The organism is Rhizobium sp. BK316, assembly GCF_014193695.1.
GTDB lineage: Bacteria > Pseudomonadota > Alphaproteobacteria > Rhizobiales > Rhizobiaceae > Rhizobium.
In genome coordinates this window covers 26456-44997 of sequence record NZ_JACHZR010000003.1, presented here as the reverse complement: position 1 = coordinate 44997, position 18542 = coordinate 26456, and the positions used below count along the sequence as shown (strand labels likewise).

At 59.7% G+C, this 18542-nt stretch carries 16 protein-coding genes and 1 pseudogene; 10 read left to right on the top strand and 7 right to left on the bottom strand.

Annotation, left to right across the window (positions count from 1 at the left end; all coding sequences use genetic code 11):
• Positions 1-30: 30 nt before the first annotated feature.
• The 4 genes from FHT87_RS14270 to FHT87_RS14255 form a co-directional block, all read right to left on the bottom strand.
• Positions 31-1512 (bottom strand): lipopolysaccharide biosynthesis protein, encoded by a 1482-nt coding sequence (locus FHT87_RS14270; protein WP_183802780.1) that lies wholly within the window; start codon positions 1510-1512, stop codon positions 31-33.
• Positions 1513-1589: 77 nt separating this feature from the next.
• Positions 1590-2834, bottom strand: a complete 1245-nt coding sequence (locus tag FHT87_RS14265; protein ID WP_183732598.1) for a glycosyltransferase family 4 protein — start codon at positions 2832-2834, stop codon at positions 1590-1592.
• Complete coding sequence (locus tag FHT87_RS14260) at positions 2831-4222, bottom strand: glycosyltransferase family 4 protein (protein WP_183802777.1); 1392 nt, start codon at positions 4220-4222, stop codon at positions 2831-2833. Before FHT87_RS14260 ends, FHT87_RS14265 begins: the two co-directional genes overlap by 4 nt.
• A 115-nt stretch (positions 4223-4337) precedes the next feature.
• Complete coding sequence (locus FHT87_RS14255; RefSeq protein WP_183732604.1) at positions 4338-5081, bottom strand: Crp/Fnr family transcriptional regulator; 744 nt, start codon at positions 5079-5081, stop codon at positions 4338-4340.
• A 460-nt stretch (positions 5082-5541) separates the two neighbouring features.
• On the opposite strand from FHT87_RS14255, the gene FHT87_RS14250 reads away from it, so the two are divergent.
• Positions 5542-6255, top strand: a complete 714-nt coding sequence (locus FHT87_RS14250) for a sugar transferase (RefSeq protein WP_183732607.1) — start codon at positions 5542-5544, stop codon at positions 6253-6255.
• A 98-nt stretch (positions 6256-6353) separates the two neighbouring features.
• Here FHT87_RS14250 and FHT87_RS31535 read toward each other — a convergent pair whose 3' ends face one another.
• Positions 6354-6476: a hypothetical protein gene (locus FHT87_RS31535; RefSeq protein WP_301925011.1), complete on the bottom strand. Its 123-nt coding sequence runs from the start codon at positions 6474-6476 to the stop codon at positions 6354-6356.
• Between FHT87_RS31535 and FHT87_RS14245 the strand changes: the two genes are divergently transcribed.
• From FHT87_RS14245 to FHT87_RS14230, 4 genes are all read left to right on the top strand, one after another.
• Complete coding sequence (locus tag FHT87_RS14245) at positions 6466-8094, top strand: Wzz/FepE/Etk N-terminal domain-containing protein (RefSeq protein ID WP_348647622.1); 1629 nt, start codon at positions 6466-6468, stop codon at positions 8092-8094. The two genes, FHT87_RS31535 and FHT87_RS14245, sit on opposite strands and share 11 nt — an antisense overlap.
• The gene (locus tag FHT87_RS14240) at positions 8091-9041 is read left to right on the top strand and encodes a glycosyltransferase (protein ID WP_183732613.1); all 951 of its coding nucleotides are present in this window, start codon (positions 8091-8093) and stop codon (positions 9039-9041) included. Before FHT87_RS14245 ends, FHT87_RS14240 begins: the two co-directional genes overlap by 4 nt.
• A gap of 17 nt (positions 9042-9058) precedes the next feature.
• Positions 9059-10417 (top strand): polysaccharide biosynthesis/export family protein, encoded by a 1359-nt coding sequence (locus tag FHT87_RS14235; protein WP_246698150.1) that lies wholly within the window; start codon positions 9059-9061, stop codon positions 10415-10417.
• Between the two features lie 133 nt (positions 10418-10550).
• Positions 10551-12002 carry a hypothetical protein gene (locus tag FHT87_RS14230; protein WP_183732619.1) on the top strand — a complete coding sequence of 484 codons (1452 nt, stop codon included), beginning with the start codon at positions 10551-10553 and terminating at the stop codon, positions 12000-12002.
• Between the two features lie 29 nt (positions 12003-12031).
• Here FHT87_RS14230 and FHT87_RS14225 read toward each other — a convergent pair whose 3' ends face one another.
• The gene (locus tag FHT87_RS14225) at positions 12032-12328 is read right to left on the bottom strand and encodes a hypothetical protein (RefSeq protein ID WP_183732622.1); all 297 of its coding nucleotides are present in this window, start codon (positions 12326-12328) and stop codon (positions 12032-12034) included.
• Between the two features lie 283 nt (positions 12329-12611).
• Here FHT87_RS14225 and FHT87_RS14220 point away from each other — a divergent pair, with 283 nt between their 5' ends.
• The 3 genes from FHT87_RS14220 to FHT87_RS14210 all read left to right on the top strand — a co-directional run bounded on the left by FHT87_RS14220 (position 12612) and on the right by FHT87_RS14210 (position 16008).
• Positions 12612-13523 carry a glycosyltransferase gene (locus FHT87_RS14220; protein WP_183732625.1) on the top strand — a complete coding sequence of 304 codons (912 nt, stop codon included), beginning with the start codon at positions 12612-12614 and terminating at the stop codon, positions 13521-13523.
• 69 nt (positions 13524-13592) lie between these two features.
• Positions 13593-14696, top strand: a complete 1104-nt coding sequence (locus FHT87_RS14215; protein ID WP_183732627.1) for a glycosyltransferase family 2 protein — start codon at positions 13593-13595, stop codon at positions 14694-14696.
• A gap of 100 nt (positions 14697-14796) precedes the next feature.
• Positions 14797-16008: an alpha/beta hydrolase gene (locus FHT87_RS14210; RefSeq protein WP_183732630.1), complete on the top strand. Its 1212-nt coding sequence runs from the start codon at positions 14797-14799 to the stop codon at positions 16006-16008.
• A 37-nt stretch (positions 16009-16045) separates the two neighbouring features.
• On the opposite strand, the pseudogene FHT87_RS31220 reads toward FHT87_RS14210, so the two are convergent.
• A pseudogene (locus tag FHT87_RS31220) lies at positions 16046-16162 on the bottom strand (transporter); the annotation flags it as partial.
• A gap of 227 nt (positions 16163-16389) precedes the next feature.
• On the opposite strand from FHT87_RS31220, the gene FHT87_RS14205 reads away from it, so the two are divergent.
• Positions 16390-17409: a formylglycine-generating enzyme family protein gene (locus FHT87_RS14205; protein ID WP_183732633.1), complete on the top strand. Its 1020-nt coding sequence runs from the start codon at positions 16390-16392 to the stop codon at positions 17407-17409.
• Entirely contained in the window at positions 17378-18400 is a 1023-nt protein-coding gene (locus FHT87_RS14200) for an HAD family hydrolase (RefSeq protein WP_183732635.1), read from the top strand. Before FHT87_RS14205 ends, FHT87_RS14200 begins: the two co-directional genes overlap by 32 nt.
• The last annotated feature ends 142 nt before the right edge of the window (positions 18401-18542 follow it).

Here is an 18542-nt window from a genome sequence, read left to right as displayed (position 1 = left end):
TCGACCCCGTCGCGGGGTTTAGCGAGCAGATCATGAAACGACGACCCCGTTGCGCCGGGGCGTGATCTTCCTGATGACGATGGCTTCCAGCCCGTCGGGCCGCCCGACGGCCTGCCACAAGAGCAGGGAGAAAACCCAGAAGATCACCAGCGCGCCACCGCTGCAGAGGCCGACGCCGATGACGAGTTCTATGCCGAGCGGCATGGCGATCAAAACGGGCTGAACCCAAAGCAGGAAACCAATCATCGGCAGGCAGGCCGTAAGCGGCCGGATGAACACGTAAAGCTGCGCGCCGATCGCGGCACCGATCAACCGTCGCGTGATGACAAGGCAGACAAGATAGGAAACGACGGCGGCGATGACACGCGCCGCCAGCGCACCGTCAAGCCCGAACATCATCACGCCGAGCACCGTAACCGGCGCCCTCACTGCAAATTCAGCAAACATCCGCAACGCCACATAACGGGTCTTGTCGAGAACCATCACGAGCGGCGGCATGATGGTCGTCGGCAGGCCGATCAGGCTGACGATACAAAGCCACTGCAGGATCGGTGCCGCAAAGGCCCACTTCTCGCCGACGACGATGCGCAGGATCGGTTCGGCCAGGAAAATGATGATGAGCAGGATGGGTGACGCGACGACCATGATTGCATTGGTCGCCTTCAGATAGGCGGCAATCTGCTTGCCTCGGTCGCTGACATTGGAAAAGGCGGCCATCAGCGGGCGCATCAGCGGGCCGACGAATGTCTGATAGGGAATGCCTGCGAGATTGTCCGCAACGCTGAAGGCGCCGTAGGTGGAAAGGCTTGTAAAGCGCGGCAGCAGCAGCCGGTCCATCTGCCAGTTGAGCGAGTTGAGAACCTGCGAAATCGTGTTCCAGCCGATCATGTCCTGGAAGTGCTTCCATTCCGAGAGGCTGAGCCTCGGTCGCATCGGCGCAAAGATATAGGAGACGATGGTCGCCGCCGTCGGTCCCGCGACGGCCCCGATCGCCAGCCCCCAGTAGCTGTCGGTCGCAAGCGCGACGCCGACGCCGCAGATCAGCGTCGATCCCTTGGCAATGAGATCGAGGGCGAATTCGCGCCGGAAATCGAACCGCTGCATGAAAAGCACCATGCGTGGGCTGATCACGCTGCGCATCGCGGGTGCGATCGAAACTACGGCAACCAGCGTAAAAAGCCGCGGATCGTTGTAAATGAGAGCCATCGGCCAGGCGATGACGATCATCAGCAGGCTGATCGCCGTCCCTCTGATGAGGCTTAATGTAAAGGCTGTGGCAAACATCCGCTCGGACGGCGAGGAAACGCGCACCAGCGCCTGAGTGAGCGGCAGGTCGAGGATCGCCTCGACGATCACAAGAACCGATGTGGCAATGGCGACGATCCCGAAATCTGCCGGGCTCAAAAGTCTTGCGAGAATGAGCAGGCTCACGAAATCGAGCAGTCGTGCCAGGAATTTTCCGCTGATTGTCCAGATGCTTGCTGTCGCAGTTCTATGCGATACGCTTGACACGATCTATTCCTTGGCCATGAGCAACGAACCTCTTCTGGGGAACGCCGGGTGCCGCCGCTTCGGTTTTTTTGTGCGTGTCAGCTTACTTTCCTCCTGACGGGGCTTACAGCCTGATGGCCATGCTTGACGAGTTGCTCATCGATGAGCGTGCCGAGGCGATCGCGGAAAACCGCTGCGGAGAATCTCAGGGCATGGTTACGGATCGCCGCCGGATCGAGCGTATCCTCGACCGCTTCGAAGGCAGTGATTGTTTCCGTCAGCGCTTCCGCAGTCTGGTCCGCAAAGCGGAAGCCGACATGCGGTGCGCAGACGGTTTCGCGCGCTCCGCCCGCATCGAAAGCCAGAACCGGCCGGCCGGACGCCATCGCTTCCACCGGCAGAATGCCGAAGTCTTCGATGCCGGGGAACAACAGCGCGCGGCAGCGCGACAGATGATCGCGCAGAACCGGGAACGGCTGATGGCCGAGGAACTGCACCGTCGGTCCGGCAATTGACCTCAAGTAGGCTTCCTGCTCGCCCTCACCGATCACGACCAGATTGCGTCCCATTTCGGTGCAGGCCTTCACGGCAATATCCGGCCGCTTATAGGCGGTGAGCTGGCCCGCATAGAGATAGAACTCGCCCTTGCCTTGCCCAATCGCGAAATCATCGGTCGCAACCGGCGGATAGATGACAACGGCGTCACGGTCATAGAAACGGCGGATACGGCCCGCGACATAGCTGGAATTCGCCACGAACGTATCGACGCGCGAGGCGGTCGTCACGTCCCAGGCGCGCAGCATCGGAGCCGTGATCGACATCATTGCCTTGCCGATCCAGGAAACACCGCGCCGGTATAAGTGGAACTGATCCCAGATGTATCGCATCGGCGAATGGCAGTAGCAGATGTGAAGTGCATCCGCCCGCGTAATGATGCCCTTGGCGGGGCCGGATTCGCTTGAAATGACAAGATCATAGTCCTGAAGGTCGAAGTGCTCGAGCGCAAAGGGCATGAGCGGCAGCATCTTCGTGTAATGGCGCGTCGAACGCGGAATCTTCTGCAGGAAGGACGTATGGATGTTGCGGCTGTTCAGGAAATCGCTGGTACGATCAGGATTATACACCAGCGTGAAGATGTCTGCCTGCGGGAACATCCGGCAGAGCTCTTCCACCACCTTTTCGCCACCACGCATCGATACCAACCAGTAATGGACGATAGCGACGCGAAGCGGCTTCGCATCGGCCCTGCTGCCGGCCTCGACGGCACGGCTTCTTGCCACGACGGGCGCATCGCCCCGGAAGGCCATTGCTTCGGGGAGAGAGCTTGCTGCTTTGACAATCACCTGAACGCTCCTTGTACGATCGCCCCACCCCTCGGCTCGGGCACCACCTGTGTCGAAATCAGACTGCGGTATTGCGCGAGAAGGGCATCGCGCCATTCTTCATGCGTCGTTGCCAGATTGGGCGACAGCCGGAAGGCGCGTTCGCTCATGAGGAGGACATCCTCCCTCGGCATGTTGCGGAAGGCCGTCAGCGTTGCGGCGAAGGCTTCCTCGTCCGTCGTGTCGCAGGAGATCGCCATTCCGGCCCTCTCCATTTCCTCGGCAAGGAAGGCGCCCTTGGTCATGATGACGGGAAGGCCGCTGCGAGCCGCCTCGATCGCCACGAGGCCGAACGGCTCCGGATAGCGGGACGGCATGATGAGCGCGCTTGCCGTGCGGATGATCTGGCCGATCTCGGCATGCGACCGCCAGCCCATGGCCCTCACATGATCGCCGGCCGCCGTAATCTTGGAGATAAGCGGCCCGTCGCCGATCACGCAAAGCTTCACACCGGCCCTGGCCGTGGCGGCAAGCGCATCCTCAATACCCTTTTCCTCATCCAGCCGGCCGATGAAGACGAATTCGTCATTGTCCTCGGCCGCGACACGCTCGGCCGTCAGCGGCGCGATCGGATTGCGGATGGTGACGAGCCGTTCCGGCTGGTAGCCGGAGCCCACAAGGAACTCGGCCATCTTCTCATGGAGCAGGATGATCCTGCCGAAGGCGGGGCGGCTTCTGAGCGCGCGGAAGAGATTGGCGCCGCGGACCGTCCGCCAAAGCTTTTGCGCATAGCTGCGCTTGTCGCAGGAGGTGGCAATGCAGCCTGTCCCGAGCGGCGGCCGCTTGCAGATCTCCTGCGCCTGGTAATCGAAAAAGGCCCCATTGGGACAGCCGGTGAAGAAATCGTGTGCGTGAACGACGCATCGGGCGGCAACGGGCGTGAGTGCGTCGAAGACGGCCGGCGACAGGATCTGATGCCAGCCATGAACATGATAGGCAGTCTTCGGCGTATCGTTGGCGCGCACCCATGCGGAGATCATATTGCCGGCAGCGGGATTGTGAATGCCGGTCGCAAAAGCCTTGGCACGGCTGGAATTCAAGAGGTCACGGCTGTTCAGCTTGACGATTGAAACGCCGAAAGATGCAAGTTCCTCGTTCGCTCCATCGTCGCCGCAGATATAGGTCACGGCAATGCCGAGTCCGCAGAAGAGCTTCGCCGACAGGACCGCAAGCGCGGTCGCCCCACCCCTCGCCGTGGAATAGTCATCGATGATGACCACACGGTCGAGCGCTGGGCGCACAGCGATGCCGTCCCTCCATAGTTTTGCATAGCGCCCGGAAGCCGGCCACCGTAACGTTGAAACGGCAGATCCATTCTCATCAGGACGCAATTGGCCGATGTCGTTCATAGAAGCTCTCCGACGACAGACACAATGGATGCTTTTTGACGGCCCCGACGCCGTCCATGCGGGTGGAGTGGTCACGGACCGGCTGCGGGTGGCAGCCGGATCGTGACGAAGCGCATTATTTTGCCGACACTGCACCGTCGGCATAGGCTTCCAGCGCCTTGCGGTTGAGGATACGGATCCTGCCCTGGGCTCCTTCGATCACCTTGCATTCACGCAGGCGCCGCAAGCACTGGTTGACTTTTTCACGGGAAGCCGGAAGCGTCGCCGCCAGATCGTTCTGGGAGATTACCAGCACGTCCCGGTTGGCCGGCGTGTCCCTTCCGTAGACCGAAGATAGCCGCAGAAGCATTCCCGCCAGCCGCGATTGCAGGCTCGATCCGGCGTTCGAAATGATGCGGCGTTCCAGCTCGGAGACGCGCGCAAGCGTTCTCGAAAAGACCTTCTCCTGAAACTGCGGATCGGTTGCGTACCTTTCCCGCAGCAGACGGCCCTCGAAAAAGTAAAGCTCGCAATCCGAACTGGCTCTATACTCCAGATTCAGCATTTGCTTGCGCAATACTTCAAGCTCGCCGATCAAACCTCCCCTCGGAATGATCTCGACGATGAACTCCCTGCCGTCCGGCAGCATCGTACTGGCGCTGACCAGCCCGCGCTGCACGCGAGCGAACATGTCCACAAAGACTCCAGCGCCTGCAATAAGTTCGCCGCGACGGAAGTTGCGTACAGTCGCGCGGCAGAACGGGAAGTCGTCGTCACTTGAGATGCGATTGTTCAAAGACGTATCCGGAACAACGCTAATAGCCGCTTTGCCCACCGCGACTCTATAGTCTCTCGTTTGTGTAGCTCCGTCCATGCGCATAACTCCCCAACAAAAACAGATTGGTCGTAGCTGATGCTGCACTGCATCATTTATATTGTCCTAACTTGAGAGTCAAATAACAATCGAAGATGACAAGAGCATCTCAAATAATAGTGACATTACCACCAGTTATATAGATTATATTTTTTCTAGTATCCGTCGAATTCAGGAGGAGTACTACGCCCAACTGCCCATTTTTGGGGCTATCAGGATTAAAATTGTTCAAAAAATAGCTACAACGCCCGGCTTCATCTATTCCAGCCGTGCGCGCAAGACGCCATCTAAGTTAAATTTTCGAATAAATTAGGGTGCAGAAATCCCCAGCCGCCGAATTCGTAGAGAATTCCGTAGCGTTACAGTATTAGCATAAAGAATTTGCTAACCATTATGACCGCGGTCACAGACAAGCACATTGCGCTGCACCAAACTTCATGAGGTTCTAAACTTTTGGAGTCGGTCGATGACTTGGGAAGCACAGAGTATTGAAGTTCGTGAGCCCTGGCCGAACGTTGACCAGTCCGAGCCGAATAACGATCGTCGCATAGTATCGCGGCCTCACGTGGTCGGCAGGGCATCCAAGCGGGCGGTTGATATCGTGATGGCAACCACCGCTCTGGTTCTGCTGTTGCCTCTGATGCTGATCGTGGCACTCATCGTAAAGTTGAGCGACAAGGGGCCGGTCTTCTATTCGCATACACGCATTGGATATGGAGGCGCCGCCTTCGGCTGCCTCAAGTTCCGCACCATGAAGACCGATGCCGCCGCTCAGCTCGCCGAGTTGCTGCGCACCAATCCCTCAGCGCGGGCCGAGTGGGAAACGACGCGGAAGCTGAAGAACGATCCGCGCATCACCGCTGTCGGCGACATCCTGAGGAAGTCCAGCATCGATGAGCTCCCGCAGCTCATCAATATCCTGCGCGGCGAAATGAGCGTCGTGGGGCCGCGGCCGGTGACGGCTGAAGAACTCGCGCGTTACGGCGAACATGTAACGAGCTACATGGCCGCCAGGCCAGGCCTGACCGGACAGTGGCAGACCAGCGGCCGGAACGATGTCAGCTACGAATATCGAGTAGCGCTCGATGTCCAGTATATTCGCGACTGGTCGCTCACGCGCGACTTCATCATCATCGCGAAGACCGTTCCCGCCCTGTTCTCGCAGCGCGGCTGCTACTAATCCAAGAACGACGTATGGCCCGCCTGGGCCATACGCACCTGCTTGATATCAACGAAGAAGACCCTCTCGCTCTTGGATCAGGACACTATGAACTCAAATCACGTCTTCAGCAGCGTCTCCCCGATATCTTTGCCGGCCACTGCCAGCGGTAGTTCGTCGCTGACGCTGCGGGACATGTCCTTTTTCGTCAGGATGCGCTGGCCTTGGATCGTGTTTACCACACTGGTCTTCCTCGCACTCGCCGCTGCCTATCTCTTCATTGCCAAGCCGACTTATGTGGCCAGTACCCAGCTCATGGTCTTCCCGCAGGTGAACGGCTCGGATGCTCAAAGGGCGTTCGCCGAAGACGCCTTCATCGATGCCCAGCTCGAAATAGCAAAGTCCAGCGACGTCCTTGGCGGCGCCGCCAGCGCGCTGAATCTCGCCAACGATCCGGCCTTCTCCGATCAGGCCCTTTCCCTGCAAGACAAGGTCAAGGATTGGCTGACGGGCAACCCGGCGGCTACCGCACAGTCCGAAACGGCACCTGGCGACGCGGCCTCGGGCGATGCCCAGCCCGCCGCGGCGAGCCGGGAAGCGCCACGGACCGATCGGGCAATCGCGCGGCTGCGCAATATTGTCGCAATGCGCCGCATCGGCCAGTCGACGATCCTTGAAATATCTGCGTCCGCCTCCAACCCGCAGAAAGCGGTCGAGATCGCCGATGCGGTTGCCCAGCAGTATATCCGCAAGAATGTCCAGATGAAGGCTGCTGCGGCCCAGCAGTATAGCGAATGGCTGGAACAGTTCGTCAACGAGCAGCAGCGCGGGCTTGCCGAGGCCGCAAGCGCGCTTGCCACCTTCAAGGCAAATCCGCGCGACCAGTTCAAGCTTGCCGAGCTGCAGAGCGCGACCGACGCCCGCCGCACCCTCTTCGAAAACACCCTTACGCAATACACCGAGGCCAAGCAGCGCATTTCTTATCCGGTCTCCGACGCCACCATCGTTTCGCAGGCAACCTCGCCGCTCTCCAAGGCGCGGCCGAACAATTCGCTGATCCTCGCCTTCGCGCTGGTCGTCGGCGCCGGTTCTGGCCTCGGCCTTGCCATGATCCGCCACGTCAGCGACAGGCGCATCATGCGCACACAGCAACTCTCACAGGCGGCTGGCCTGTCCTTCGTCACGCCTCTCGGACGCGCAAAGAGAACCAGCCGCGCGGCGGCGCTGCCTGCTGCCGACGACAGCGGCACCGTCGCCTATCCGCTGATCCCCGGAATGGCAGCACTTGGTGCGACTGTCACGGGCTTCCGCCGCAGACGGCGCGTGGTGATCGGCATCGTTGCCGTCAACCCGGGCGGCGGCGCATCCACCATCGCCTGCGAGCTCGCCGTGCTCTCGGCGATATCAGGCTCGCGTACCCTGCTGATTGATGCTGCGGCGGCAAAACCCTCGCTCAGCAGATCCATTGCGCCGAACAGTTCAGCCGGCCTGATCGATGTGCTCGACAATATCGAGGCGATCCGCACCGCCACCCTCTCGCTGACGCCGACGCTGAAGTTCCTGCCGCTTGGCAGGGTCCGCGCCGTGACACCCGCCATCCGCCTGAGCTCGCGCCGCACCCAGCTCAACTTCAACGATCTGAAGAAGGAATTCGACGCCATATTCGTCGATATTTCCGCCTTCACCTCGTCGCCGGACGCCAATGCGATCGCCCCGGAGCTGGACGGTGTTCTCGTCGTAACCTCCTACGGCCGCACTTCGATCGACGAGACCGTTCGCGTCATCGACAGCATGCGCAATGTCGGCGCAGAAATCCTCGGCGCGATCGTCAACAACACACCGTCGAGTGTCCAGGCATGACGGCTCCGATCTCACAGGCACCGAAGCTGAAGATCGCCGTCGGCATTGCCTCCGCGGGCCGGCCGGCGACGCTTCTGGAGACGGTAACCTATATCGACAGCCTCCGGCCTCACCCGGAGCGTATCATCATCTGCGTCCCCAACCTGGATGATGCTGCCGGGCTCGCCGACCGCAAAAACGTGGAATTGATGGTCGGCCCTCGCGGACTGACCTGCCAGCGCAACCGAATCATTGAGGCTGCAGGCGCGGACATGGACGTGCTGATCTTCCTCGACGACGATTTCATTCCCGCGCCCGGCTTCATTCCACGCATGACAGCCGTTTTCGCCGACAATCCGGATGTGGTCATCGCGACCGGCGACGTTCTTGCCGACGGCATTCTCGGCGAGGGACTGACCCAATCCGAAGCCATAGATGTCATCAAGACCGCGGGCGAAAGAGGCGAGCAGGTGACCGAAGTCTACAACGCCTACGGATGCAACATGGCGGTTCGACTGGCGCCAATCGTCGGCCACGGACTCGCCTTCGATGAAGAACTGCCGCTTTACGGCTGGCTGGAAGACGTCGATTTCAGCCGGTCCATCGCCCGCTACGGACGGTCGGTGCGTATTTCGGGCGCCTGCGGCGTGCATCTCGGCGTCAAGTCCGGGCGCCAGCCCGGCAAGAGGCTCGGCTATTCGCAAGTCGCAAATCCCGCGCATCTGATGCGCAAGGGCACCATGTCCTGGACCCGTGCCCTGGCTCAGATCGGCCGCAATATCCTGGCGAACACCCGCGGCGCCCTGCTCAATGATCGCGCAGTCGACCGTCGTGGCCGGCTGAACGGCAATTTCCTGGCTTTGTCCGATCTTCTGATGGGACGGGCGTCTCCCATGCGCATCCTCGAACTCAGCCAGTCCTCAAATCGCGAGATGTCTTCGCCATCCATCGCGGCAAAACGGAGGTAACAGACGCTATGTGGCCCATGTCTTTCCTTGATCGTCTTCCGTTCGTTGGCCTTGCCGCCGTCTTTACCTGCGCGATGGGATGGAGCGCTGCTCATGCCGACAGCTATACGCTCGTCCCCGAGGACAAGATAAAGCTGCGGGTCGTGGAATGGCGTTCCACCGATTCCAAATATGCGAGCTGGGAAGCTCTCGATGGAACCTACAGCGTCGATGACGCAGGCAATCTTTCGATCCCGATCGCCGGCCAGATCAGAGCCTCCGGTCAGACGACCGAGCAGCTGTCGGATGCCATTTCAGACGCGCTGGCCGAAAAAGCCGATCTTCCGGTAAGGCCTTTCATCGCCGTCGAAATTGACCAGCATGCGCCGATCTTCGTCAACGGCAGTATCGAGCGGCCGGGACGCTATCCCTTCGAGGCCAATATGACCGTCATCAAAGCCGTCAGCATCGCAGGCGGCTACATGCGGGCGCGTGACGACAGCAGCTACTACGACCGAGACCGCATTCAGGCGGCCGGCGACTATCGCACAGCCGTCCTGAACCGACGCGATCTCTTGATGCGTGCAGCACGCCTGCGTGCCGAGATCGCCGGTCAGTCCGATTTCGGCATTCCCTCGGAGATCGCCGGCGTACCCGATATCGACAAGCTCAAGGCAGAGGAACTGAACCTGATGCGCCTGCGGGCTGTCGAGACCAACAGTAAAGTCGAGGCGGCCGATGATCTGAGCCGTCTTTACACACAGGAAATCCAGTCTCTCGAGGCCAAGATCGTTTCCCAGAAGCGGCAGATCGATCTCGCACAGCAGGAACTGAACAACGTCAATACCCTCGTCAGCAAGGGCCTGACCAGCAATACCCGCCAATTTTCCGTCGATCGAAGCTTGGCAGAAACCCAGAGCGAATTGCTGGATCTGGAGATCGCGCTTACTAAATCGCGTCAGGGTCTGAATGAGAGCCAGCGCGAAAAGGCCGACATCATCAACAAGCGTAATGCCGAAAACCAGCAAGAGCTGAATACGATCAACCTCGCGATCAACAAGGCGGGGATCGACATGCAGGTGGCGCAGCTTCTCGGCGATCAGGCTGGATACAGCGCCGAACTCGCCCGCATGGGTGCGGAATCGACGCTCCTCGGCACAACCAAAAAGAACTTCAAGATCGTTCGCCGCAACGAGGACGGCAGCTACAGCAATATCGTCGCAGACGAGAACACGGCCCTGTTGCCGCATGACATCATCGAGATCGGCGTCGAGGCCGCTACCGATGCCTCATCTGCTGCATCGCAGCCCCAACAGCCAGCCGCCGCCCTCATTCCTAATGTAGCCCGAACCGATGCGCCCCGTCCGAACTGGGTATCGCAGACGGGATCAAACTAGGAGACCACGATAGGAATATGCCTGTTAGCGTTGGAGTTGAGTTCATGTCTGCATTTGCCGTCTTGTTGTACCGCACGCAGGACCTGCGCGGCGTAGCGGCAGGGTATCTTCGATCTGCGTCGGAGGTTGCGGCATGACAATTGAACCGATCGGCTTCCTCGTCCTACTGCTCGGCCTGACGCTCGTCTATTATGGATCGCGCTTCGCGATCACGGCGCTTTGCATCTCCACACTGCTGGGCGCAGCCGCAGCCTTCCAGCTTCCGGCGCTCGGCGGCAGTAGTATTCAGCCGAGCCACCTCCTGCTGCTTTTCGTCACGATCGGTGTGCTGCTGCGTCCGCGCCAGAAACAGGCGGCCCTGACGAGCCTGGCCTATCCCGGCCCTGGCTTCTGGTTTGCGGCCTATGTTCTGTTTTCCGCCGTATCGGCCTTCTTCCTGCCGCGCATTTTTGCCGGCGCGACGCTGGTCTATTCATCCGCACGCAGCAGTTCCGGCTTGATGTCGATCATGGCATCGCCGCTGGCGCCGGGTTCCTCCAATATTACGCAGTCCGTCTACCTGCTCGGCGACCTCGTCTGCTTCGCCATCGTCTGCGGTCTTGCCCGGCTTGGACATGGGCGCTTCATTGCCCGCCAACTCATCGTCACAGCTCTCGTGTGCCTGGGTTTCGCCCTGCTCGACATTGCGACATTCACGATAGGTCAGCCAGACCTGCTCGATTTCATGCGCAACGCCAACTACACAATGCACACAGCCGAAGTGATCGGCGGCTTCAAGCGCATTGTCGGTTCCTTCCCGGAAGCAAGCGCCTACGGCGCCGCGGCTCTGGTATTTTTCAGCTTCACGCTCATCCTCTGGCTTGAGCGTTTCCCGAGCCGCTTCACCGGCTTTGCAACGGTAGCGATCGGCCTGACCCTCATCCTCTGCACCTCGACGACGGCCTATGTCGCCGGCCTCTTCATGATCGGCGTTGCGATCCTCTTCAGCCTCAAACGGCTTTTAAGCGGTAAGGCGACCCGTCCTTATGCGACCTTCCTTTTGATCACTCTGCTGATGGTGCCCTGCGTAATCATGGCTGTAGCATTGATCCCGAGCGCCTGGAACGCCGTCGGCGATTTGGCGAACATCACTCTGGCCAACAAGCTCGAATCGCAATCCGGCGAGGAGCGCACCGCCTGGAACACGCTGGCGCTCATCTCTTTCGTGGAGACGGCAACCTTCGGGGCGGGCCTCGGCACTGTTCGCACATCGAGCTTCGCCGCCGCACTTCTGTCGAACGTCGGCCTCACCGGCACACTTCTCTTCGTGCTCTTCCTTTACAGTCTTCTGACGGCTGCTGCCCGCAGCAAACTGGCGAACCGTGAAAACCGGGCAATTGGAATGGCCGCCGTTTTCGCCTCCGTCGCGCAGATTGCTTCCGCGACGATTTCTGGAAGCAGCACTGACCTCGGCCTGCTTTTCAGCATCACCGCCGGGCTTGCAAGCGGTTGCCTGACCGCCCCTTATGCGCAACCGAACCGCATGATCCGTCTGCAGAGGACACCGGCATCTCTGATGAGTACGCCGGTATTTTCATCGCGATGAGGTGCGGGGCAGAAAAGATGTCGGCGATCTCAGCTTTGCTGCTGCTTGCTCGGCACAGGGGCCGGATCGGCGATCGCACTATCCTTGGTCCGCCTGCGGCTGCGGCGCCAGAGCCCGACCACGAAGACGCTCGTCACGTAGCAGACCTGCATCAGCACGAGGATAGCGAGACCATAAAGGGCGGCTTCAAGCAGCGACGCATTTTGATGAGCTACGATGCCGAAACCGAGGGCTACAACGATTGCGAAAATAGCGAAGGCCCAGGCGCGAATGGCCGCTCCGGCTGCGAGCGAAATCAGTATCACAATGATCGTGCCGTTCAGCATTGCGATGCCTTATTCCTTTCCATCGTCCCACATGCGCCCCATGTCGATCTTCACATTACAGGGCTAAATCCACAACGCCCAGCGTTTGGTCGTGGAGCGATAGCAATGGTTAATATTCTCACAATCCACAGTGATCAAAACGCCGACGAGACACGATCGACTCCCGATCGGATCAGAAATTACCCGCTTGCAACAAGTACACGACAGCACCTCGACAAAGAGAAATTTTTTACAGACTCGATAAAGACAGTTGCCGACGAAGAACTACGAGAAGGATTGTACCATGAGTAATCAGTGCGTGGCCTACGTTACGGATGTCGAATATTCCTTTCCGACTATTCTCTCGGCGCTGCAGGCCCGAAAATTTGCAAATCCTGAGACGGATGTTTGCGTTCTCATGTCAGAACATTTGGACAATTTCGAGGAGCTGAAGAGCCTGCTGGCGTTGAGTGGTGTCAAACTGATGGATGCGACGGAAGCACTGCACCAATCCCTCGGCAAGCTCGATGGTTCGCATTTCATGGGCCGTATCAGCGTCAGCACCATGGCCAAGCTCGTACTCGCCCAGATCCTGCCTGATAATTATACCCAGATCATCTATCTGGATGGCGACACACAGATCGTCAGCAGCCTTGCCGATCTCGAAAATGCGTTCGCCCCTCCCGGAAAGTTCTTCGCAGCGCGCGACTACACCTCCATCCACGGCCTGCTGCAGAACGGCAAGGACAGCAGTTACTTCAATGCCGGCGTTCTGAAATTCCACCGCGACGGCTGGATCGGGCCGGAAGCGCTGCAGCTCTTTGCCACCAACCCGGACGCCTGCGATGGCAAGCATGATCAGGGCGCATTGAACTATGTATGTGGTTCTTCACTCATCCTGGTGTCGAACCGCTGGAACTTCCCCAAACAGTTCCTGCATCTGGTGGACATGTCCTCGCTCGCCATCGTCCACTACATGGCACACCCCAAACCCTGGCACGGCACGTTCTTCCCGTGGAGCGATACCGAAAGCCAGGTCTACATCGATCTGCGCAGGACCCACCCTGCCTATAACGCGCTGTACCGGGGCATCAGCTTCGACCGCAAGGTGGTTTACAAATACCGTTCGATGCGTGAACGCATGAGACATGCCCTGCAGAATGAGACACCCAATCCGCGCGTCCAGACCCTGCTTGCCGGCGACTATGTCTGCTGACGAAAAGTCGGCCCGATCCCTGCAGGCAGAGCCGGTCCTTAGAACCGGCGCGAGTGTTCAGGAGTAGAAATGAGCGCTTTGACGACCAGCATCTCGCACTATGCCAAGGCTCGGCTGCGCCGTTCGCTGAAGGCCGGCCAAGTCGGCTATGCCGGGCTCCGCGACAGCCTGAAGCAGGCCCGCCATGTCCTGATCTGCGTGATCCGCGACGAAGGACACCGGATGGAGTTCTTCCTGCAATATTATCGCGATCTCGGCGTCGAGCACTTCATCTGCATCGACAACGGTTCGAGCGACGGGACAGTCGAACTCCTGTCCGGCATGAAGGATGTCTCGCTGCTTTCGGCCACCGGCTCCTACAAGGCGGCGCGCTTCGGCAATGATTGGATCAACGCGGTCATAAACCGCCATTGCCAGGAAAAATGGGTTCTCTATGTCGATGCGGATGAGTTTCTCGTCTATCCGCATTGCGATACGCGCTCGATCAGCCAGCTGACCGCCTATATGGAATCCGTCGGCGCCCGCTCGTTGCGCTCGGTCATGATCGACATGTACAGCCGCAATCCCGTCAGCGAAAACATCTGCGAACCCGGCTGCAATCCGCTCGACGTGTGCAACCTCTTCGACCGCTCAGGTTATGAATCGCATTTCGACAGGAACAGCCGCACCATCTGGATCAAGGGCGGCGTGCGCGGCCGTGTCTATTTCCGCGGCCGCACCTGGGATGGTCCGGCGCTCAACAAGATCCCGCTGATCTACGTATCCGGCGAGCGCCTCTATCTCAAATCCTCGCACCAAGTCTGGCCGCTCTCCCTCAACCTCGGCGAAATGCGCGGAGCCGTCGGCATCACCGGTGCCCTCCTGCACTTCAAATTCCTGTCGAGCTTCCTCCACAAGGTCGCCGACGTCGCAAACCGCTCGGAGCATACCGCCGAATATACGATGTATTCCTCCCCCGAAGACGCCCGGAACTTCGCCTATACCGGCACCGGCAGTTACCGCCACTGGAAGGACCTCTCCGACAACGGTCTCCTGCAGGGCGAAGGCTGGCAGTACTGGCGCAGCGCCTCCGATGCTGAAGTGAGGCAGAAGAGCTTACCCGCTCCTGAGAAAGCGTCTTCTCCAGTGCAAAGGGGCGATGTCATCTCAGGCGAAGCAACATCGTCGCGTTAACGCTTTACGGGCGCGTATTAACGCCCGCGTTTACGGTAACTTACTTCCCCACGCAATCGTGCAGTCTATGGTGCCATTCTGGTGAAATCAGGAAGCGATCATGCTGAGACGCATTCTCCTCGCCGGGTTCTGCGTGCTTGCAGGCTGCGGCCATCCGACTGGCGTCATGACCCCTATCGCTCTCACGGCCAGCACGCCGAAGACGTCGCAGGTGGACATGCTGGTGGCCACGACACGCCAGCCTTCCGGCGATCCTACGACGCTTTTTAACGGTGAGCGCAGTCCCAAGCCCTACCTGACGGATATCGCCATTTCCATTCCGCCGAAACGTGCGGCCGGCACTGTTCAATGGCCCGAACGGCTGCCGCCGAACCCGGCAACCGATTTTGCCGTCACGCGGGTCCAGCAGCTCGAGACGCGAACAGATGGACGTGCCTGGTTCAAACAGCATCTTGTAGACGGACATGCCCTCGTCTTCGTACATGGCTTCAACAATACATATGAGGATTCCGTGTTCCGGCTGGCCCAGATCGTCCACGACAGCGGCATGAAGGCCACGCCGGTCCTTTTCACCTGGCCCTCGCGCGCCAAGCTGACAGCTTACGAATACGACAAGGAAAGCACGAATTATTCGCGAACCGCACTCGAACAGGCGCTACGGATCCTCGCGCAGGATTCGAGCGTCAAGGATATCACCATCCTCGCCCACTCCATGGGAACCTGGCTCGCCATGGAATCCCTGCGCCAGATGGGCATTCGCGACGGACATGTGAACCCCAAGATCCGTGACGTCATTCTTGCCTCGCCCGATATCGACATACAGGTCTTCGCCAAGCAGTTCGTGGAGATGGGAACGCCCCATCCGAAATTCACGATCTTCGTTTCGCAGGATGATCGGGCTCTGGCGGTATCGAGCTTCATCACCGGAAAAGTATCCCGGCTGGGCGCCATCGACCCCTCCAAGGAGCCCTATCGCAGCAGGCTGGAAGAGGCCGGCATTACCGCGATCGATCTGACGAAGGTCGACACGGGCGACAAGCTCAACCACGGCAAATTTGCCGAAAGCCCTGAGATCGTTCAGCTGATCGGCCAACGGCTGATAGCCGGCCAGCCTCTGACGGATTCCAATATCACCCTCGGCGAAGGTGTTGCCGCCGTCGTCGGCGGCACGGTGCAAACAGTGGGCAAGGTCGCTGGTACGGCCGTCGCCGCCCCGCTGGCAATCGCCGAACGTCCGCCGGTCGCAGCAAAGCCGGTGAAGGTCGAAGATACACTGCGGGGCGACCCGAAATCCGAGCCGTTGACACAGTAACGGCATGGTTTACGCGGCCATTACATCTGGCAACACCGCCGAAGCCATGGTCGTAGCTAAACTGAAAGGGAACGCTGATCAGCGAGGCGACCGGATTGCTGAGTTTCTTGGCAAGATCGCTGTCGGACTCCTGCGCAGCAGCGGCATCGATCATGCCGAGGAGCCACGGCAAAAGCGCCAGCAGACGAGACGCAAACCTGATTGCAGCCCATCATTCCCTCCGATACCCGTGGTAAGGAGAACATAGACGCGACCCGGCAAACAAGTACGTTACCGTAAATTTACGCCGACCTTACCTCATACGCGAACGCGTTTACGGTAACGTACTTCCGCCCCCTGCGCTTACGCGCGAAGCTTTCAGCTCACACTCCGGAGGTGACGATGGCACTGGCATTCGGCGACGCACATGCCTCGAACGGGGCACCCGAAGGCATGGTCTGGATTCCCGGACGAACCTTCACCATGGGGTCGAACGATCACTATCCGGAGGAGGCGCCTGCCCATCTCGTGAAGGTCGACGGTTTCTGGATCGACGAGATCCCGGTCACGAACCGCAGGTTCACGGAATTCGTCAAGGCGACCGGTTATGTCACCTTCGCCGAAAAGACTCCCGACGCCAAGGATTATCCCGGCGCCAAACCCGAGATGTTGCGTGCGGGATCGCTGCTCTTCTTCCAGCCGAAGACCGTCAGCGGGCCTGATATCACGCAGTGGTGGACGTTCAAATTCGGTGCGAACTGGCGCCGGCCGCTCGGCGGCATCAGCGACCTGCGCGGCAAACTCGACCATCCTGTCGTGCATGTGGCCTGGTGCGATGCGAAGGCCTATGCGGATTGGGCTGGGCTCGAACTACCCACGGAAGCGGAGTGGGAACTCGCTGCGCGTGGCGGCCTCGACGATGCGGAATTTGCCTGGGGTGACGAACTGATGCCGGGCGGCATTCCCATGGCCAATACATGGCAGGGAACCTTCCCGGTGAAGTCCACGAAGCCGAAGGGCCACGAACGGACCTCGCCCGTTCGCAGCTTTCCGCCGAACGGCTATGGCCTTTACGACATGATCGGCAATGTCTGGGAATGGACCGCGGACTACTGGTCCGATCGCCATCCCGAACCATCGGCAAAAGCCTGCTGCATTCCGAACAATCCGCGCGGCGGAGGCGTGGAGGCGAGCTACGACCCGCGCCAGCCCGATATCCGTATTCCGCGCCGTGTGCTGAAGGGCGGCTCGCATCTTTGCGCACCGAATTACTGCCGCCGCTATCGCCCGGCCGCCCGTCATGCCGAGCCGGAGGATACCTCGACGAGCCATCTCGGTTTCCGCTGCATCAAAAGGGCACCCGCGTCCGAGGAGCCCATGCCTCAGGAGAATGCCCATAAGCAGGTCCACGCAAACCATTGACGCCAGCCTCGCCTCCCTCGTCGTCGCTTTCGTCCTTCTGATCGCAGCGGCATGGAGCCCGGTCCTCGCGCAGGAACCGCTGCCTTCGTGGAACGATACGCCCGCCAAGACCCGCATCATGGATTTCGTCAAGGCGACCGTCACGGAGGGTGGCGAGGGTTATGTCGCGCCTTTGGACCGCATCGCCGTCTTCGACAATGACGGCACACTCTGGTCCGAGCAGCCCTATTACGTCCAGCTTGGCTTCATGCTCGACCGCGTCAAGACGCTCGCGCCGCTGCATCCCGAATGGAAGACCAGGGACCCCTTCAAGAGCATCCTCGGCGGCGACCTGAAAGGCGTCGCGAGAGGCGGTGAAAAGGGCATGGTAGACCTCGTGATGGCGACGCATGCCAACATGACGTCAGACGAATTCACCAAGATCGTCACCGACTGGTTCGCGGCATCGAAACACCCCAAGACCGGCAAGCCCTATACCGACATGACCTATCTGCCGATGCGTGAACTGCTGGATTATCTGCGCGCCAACGATTTCCGAACCTTTATCGTCTCGGGCGGCGGCGTCGAGTTCATGCGCCCGGTGACGGAACAGCTTTACGGCATCCCGCCCGACCAGATCGTCGGCAGCACGATTGCCACCGAATATGATCTCGTCGACGATGTGCCGGTTTTGAAACGCCTGCCGAAGATCGATTTCATCGACGACGGTCCCGGCAAACCCGTCGGCATCAACAAGTTCATCGGTCAGCGGCCGATCTTCGTGGCCGGCAATTCGGATGGCGACTACGAAATGATGCGCTGGACGACATCAGGCAAAGATCCCGGCTTCGCGATGCTGGTCCACCACACGGATGCCGATCGTGAATATGCCTATGATCGGGATTCGGCCTTTGGAAAGCTGGACAAAGCTCTGGACGAGGCCGAGCGCCGGAACTGGCTGGTGGTCGACATGAAAAACGACTGGAGAAAGATCTTCGCCTTCGAGCAATGACAAGGCGGTCGCCTGGTTGCCACGAGCGCCTTGCACAATCTTAGAAATGGAAGACCACACCCAAAATCGGACCATGTTCGACGATGTCGTTGGTCAAGGTGTCGCCGCTGTAGTTCACGCCGAGGGCGCGGTAACCGGCCAT

What these genes read in the sequence shown, in the direction of transcription:
- FHT87_RS14260 (WP_183802777.1), bottom strand. Translation starts at nt 4,222, where the DNA reads ATGAACGACATCGGCCAATTGCGTCCTGATGAGAATGGATCTGCCGTT.
- FHT87_RS14255 (WP_183732604.1), bottom strand. Translation starts at nt 5,081, where the DNA reads ATGCGCATGGACGGAGCTACACAAACGAGAGACTATAGAGTCGCGGTG.
- FHT87_RS14250 (WP_183732607.1), top strand. Translation starts at nt 5,542, where the DNA reads ATGACTTGGGAAGCACAGAGTATTGAAGTTCGTGAGCCCTGGCCGAAC.
- FHT87_RS14240 (WP_183732613.1), top strand. Translation starts at nt 8,091, where the DNA reads ATGACGGCTCCGATCTCACAGGCACCGAAGCTGAAGATCGCCGTCGGC.
- FHT87_RS14235 (WP_246698150.1), top strand. Translation starts at nt 9,059, where the DNA reads ATGTCTTTCCTTGATCGTCTTCCGTTCGTTGGCCTTGCCGCCGTCTTT.
- FHT87_RS14230 (WP_183732619.1), top strand. Translation starts at nt 10,551, where the DNA reads ATGACAATTGAACCGATCGGCTTCCTCGTCCTACTGCTCGGCCTGACG.
- FHT87_RS14225 (WP_183732622.1), bottom strand. Translation starts at nt 12,328, where the DNA reads ATGCTGAACGGCACGATCATTGTGATACTGATTTCGCTCGCAGCCGGA.
- FHT87_RS14220 (WP_183732625.1), top strand. Translation starts at nt 12,612, where the DNA reads ATGAGTAATCAGTGCGTGGCCTACGTTACGGATGTCGAATATTCCTTT.
- FHT87_RS14215 (WP_183732627.1), top strand. Translation starts at nt 13,593, where the DNA reads ATGAGCGCTTTGACGACCAGCATCTCGCACTATGCCAAGGCTCGGCTG.
- FHT87_RS14210 (WP_183732630.1), top strand. Translation starts at nt 14,797, where the DNA reads ATGCTGAGACGCATTCTCCTCGCCGGGTTCTGCGTGCTTGCAGGCTGC.
- FHT87_RS14205 (WP_183732633.1), top strand. Translation starts at nt 16,390, where the DNA reads ATGGCACTGGCATTCGGCGACGCACATGCCTCGAACGGGGCACCCGAA.
- FHT87_RS14200 (WP_183732635.1), top strand. Translation starts at nt 17,378, where the DNA reads ATGCCCATAAGCAGGTCCACGCAAACCATTGACGCCAGCCTCGCCTCC.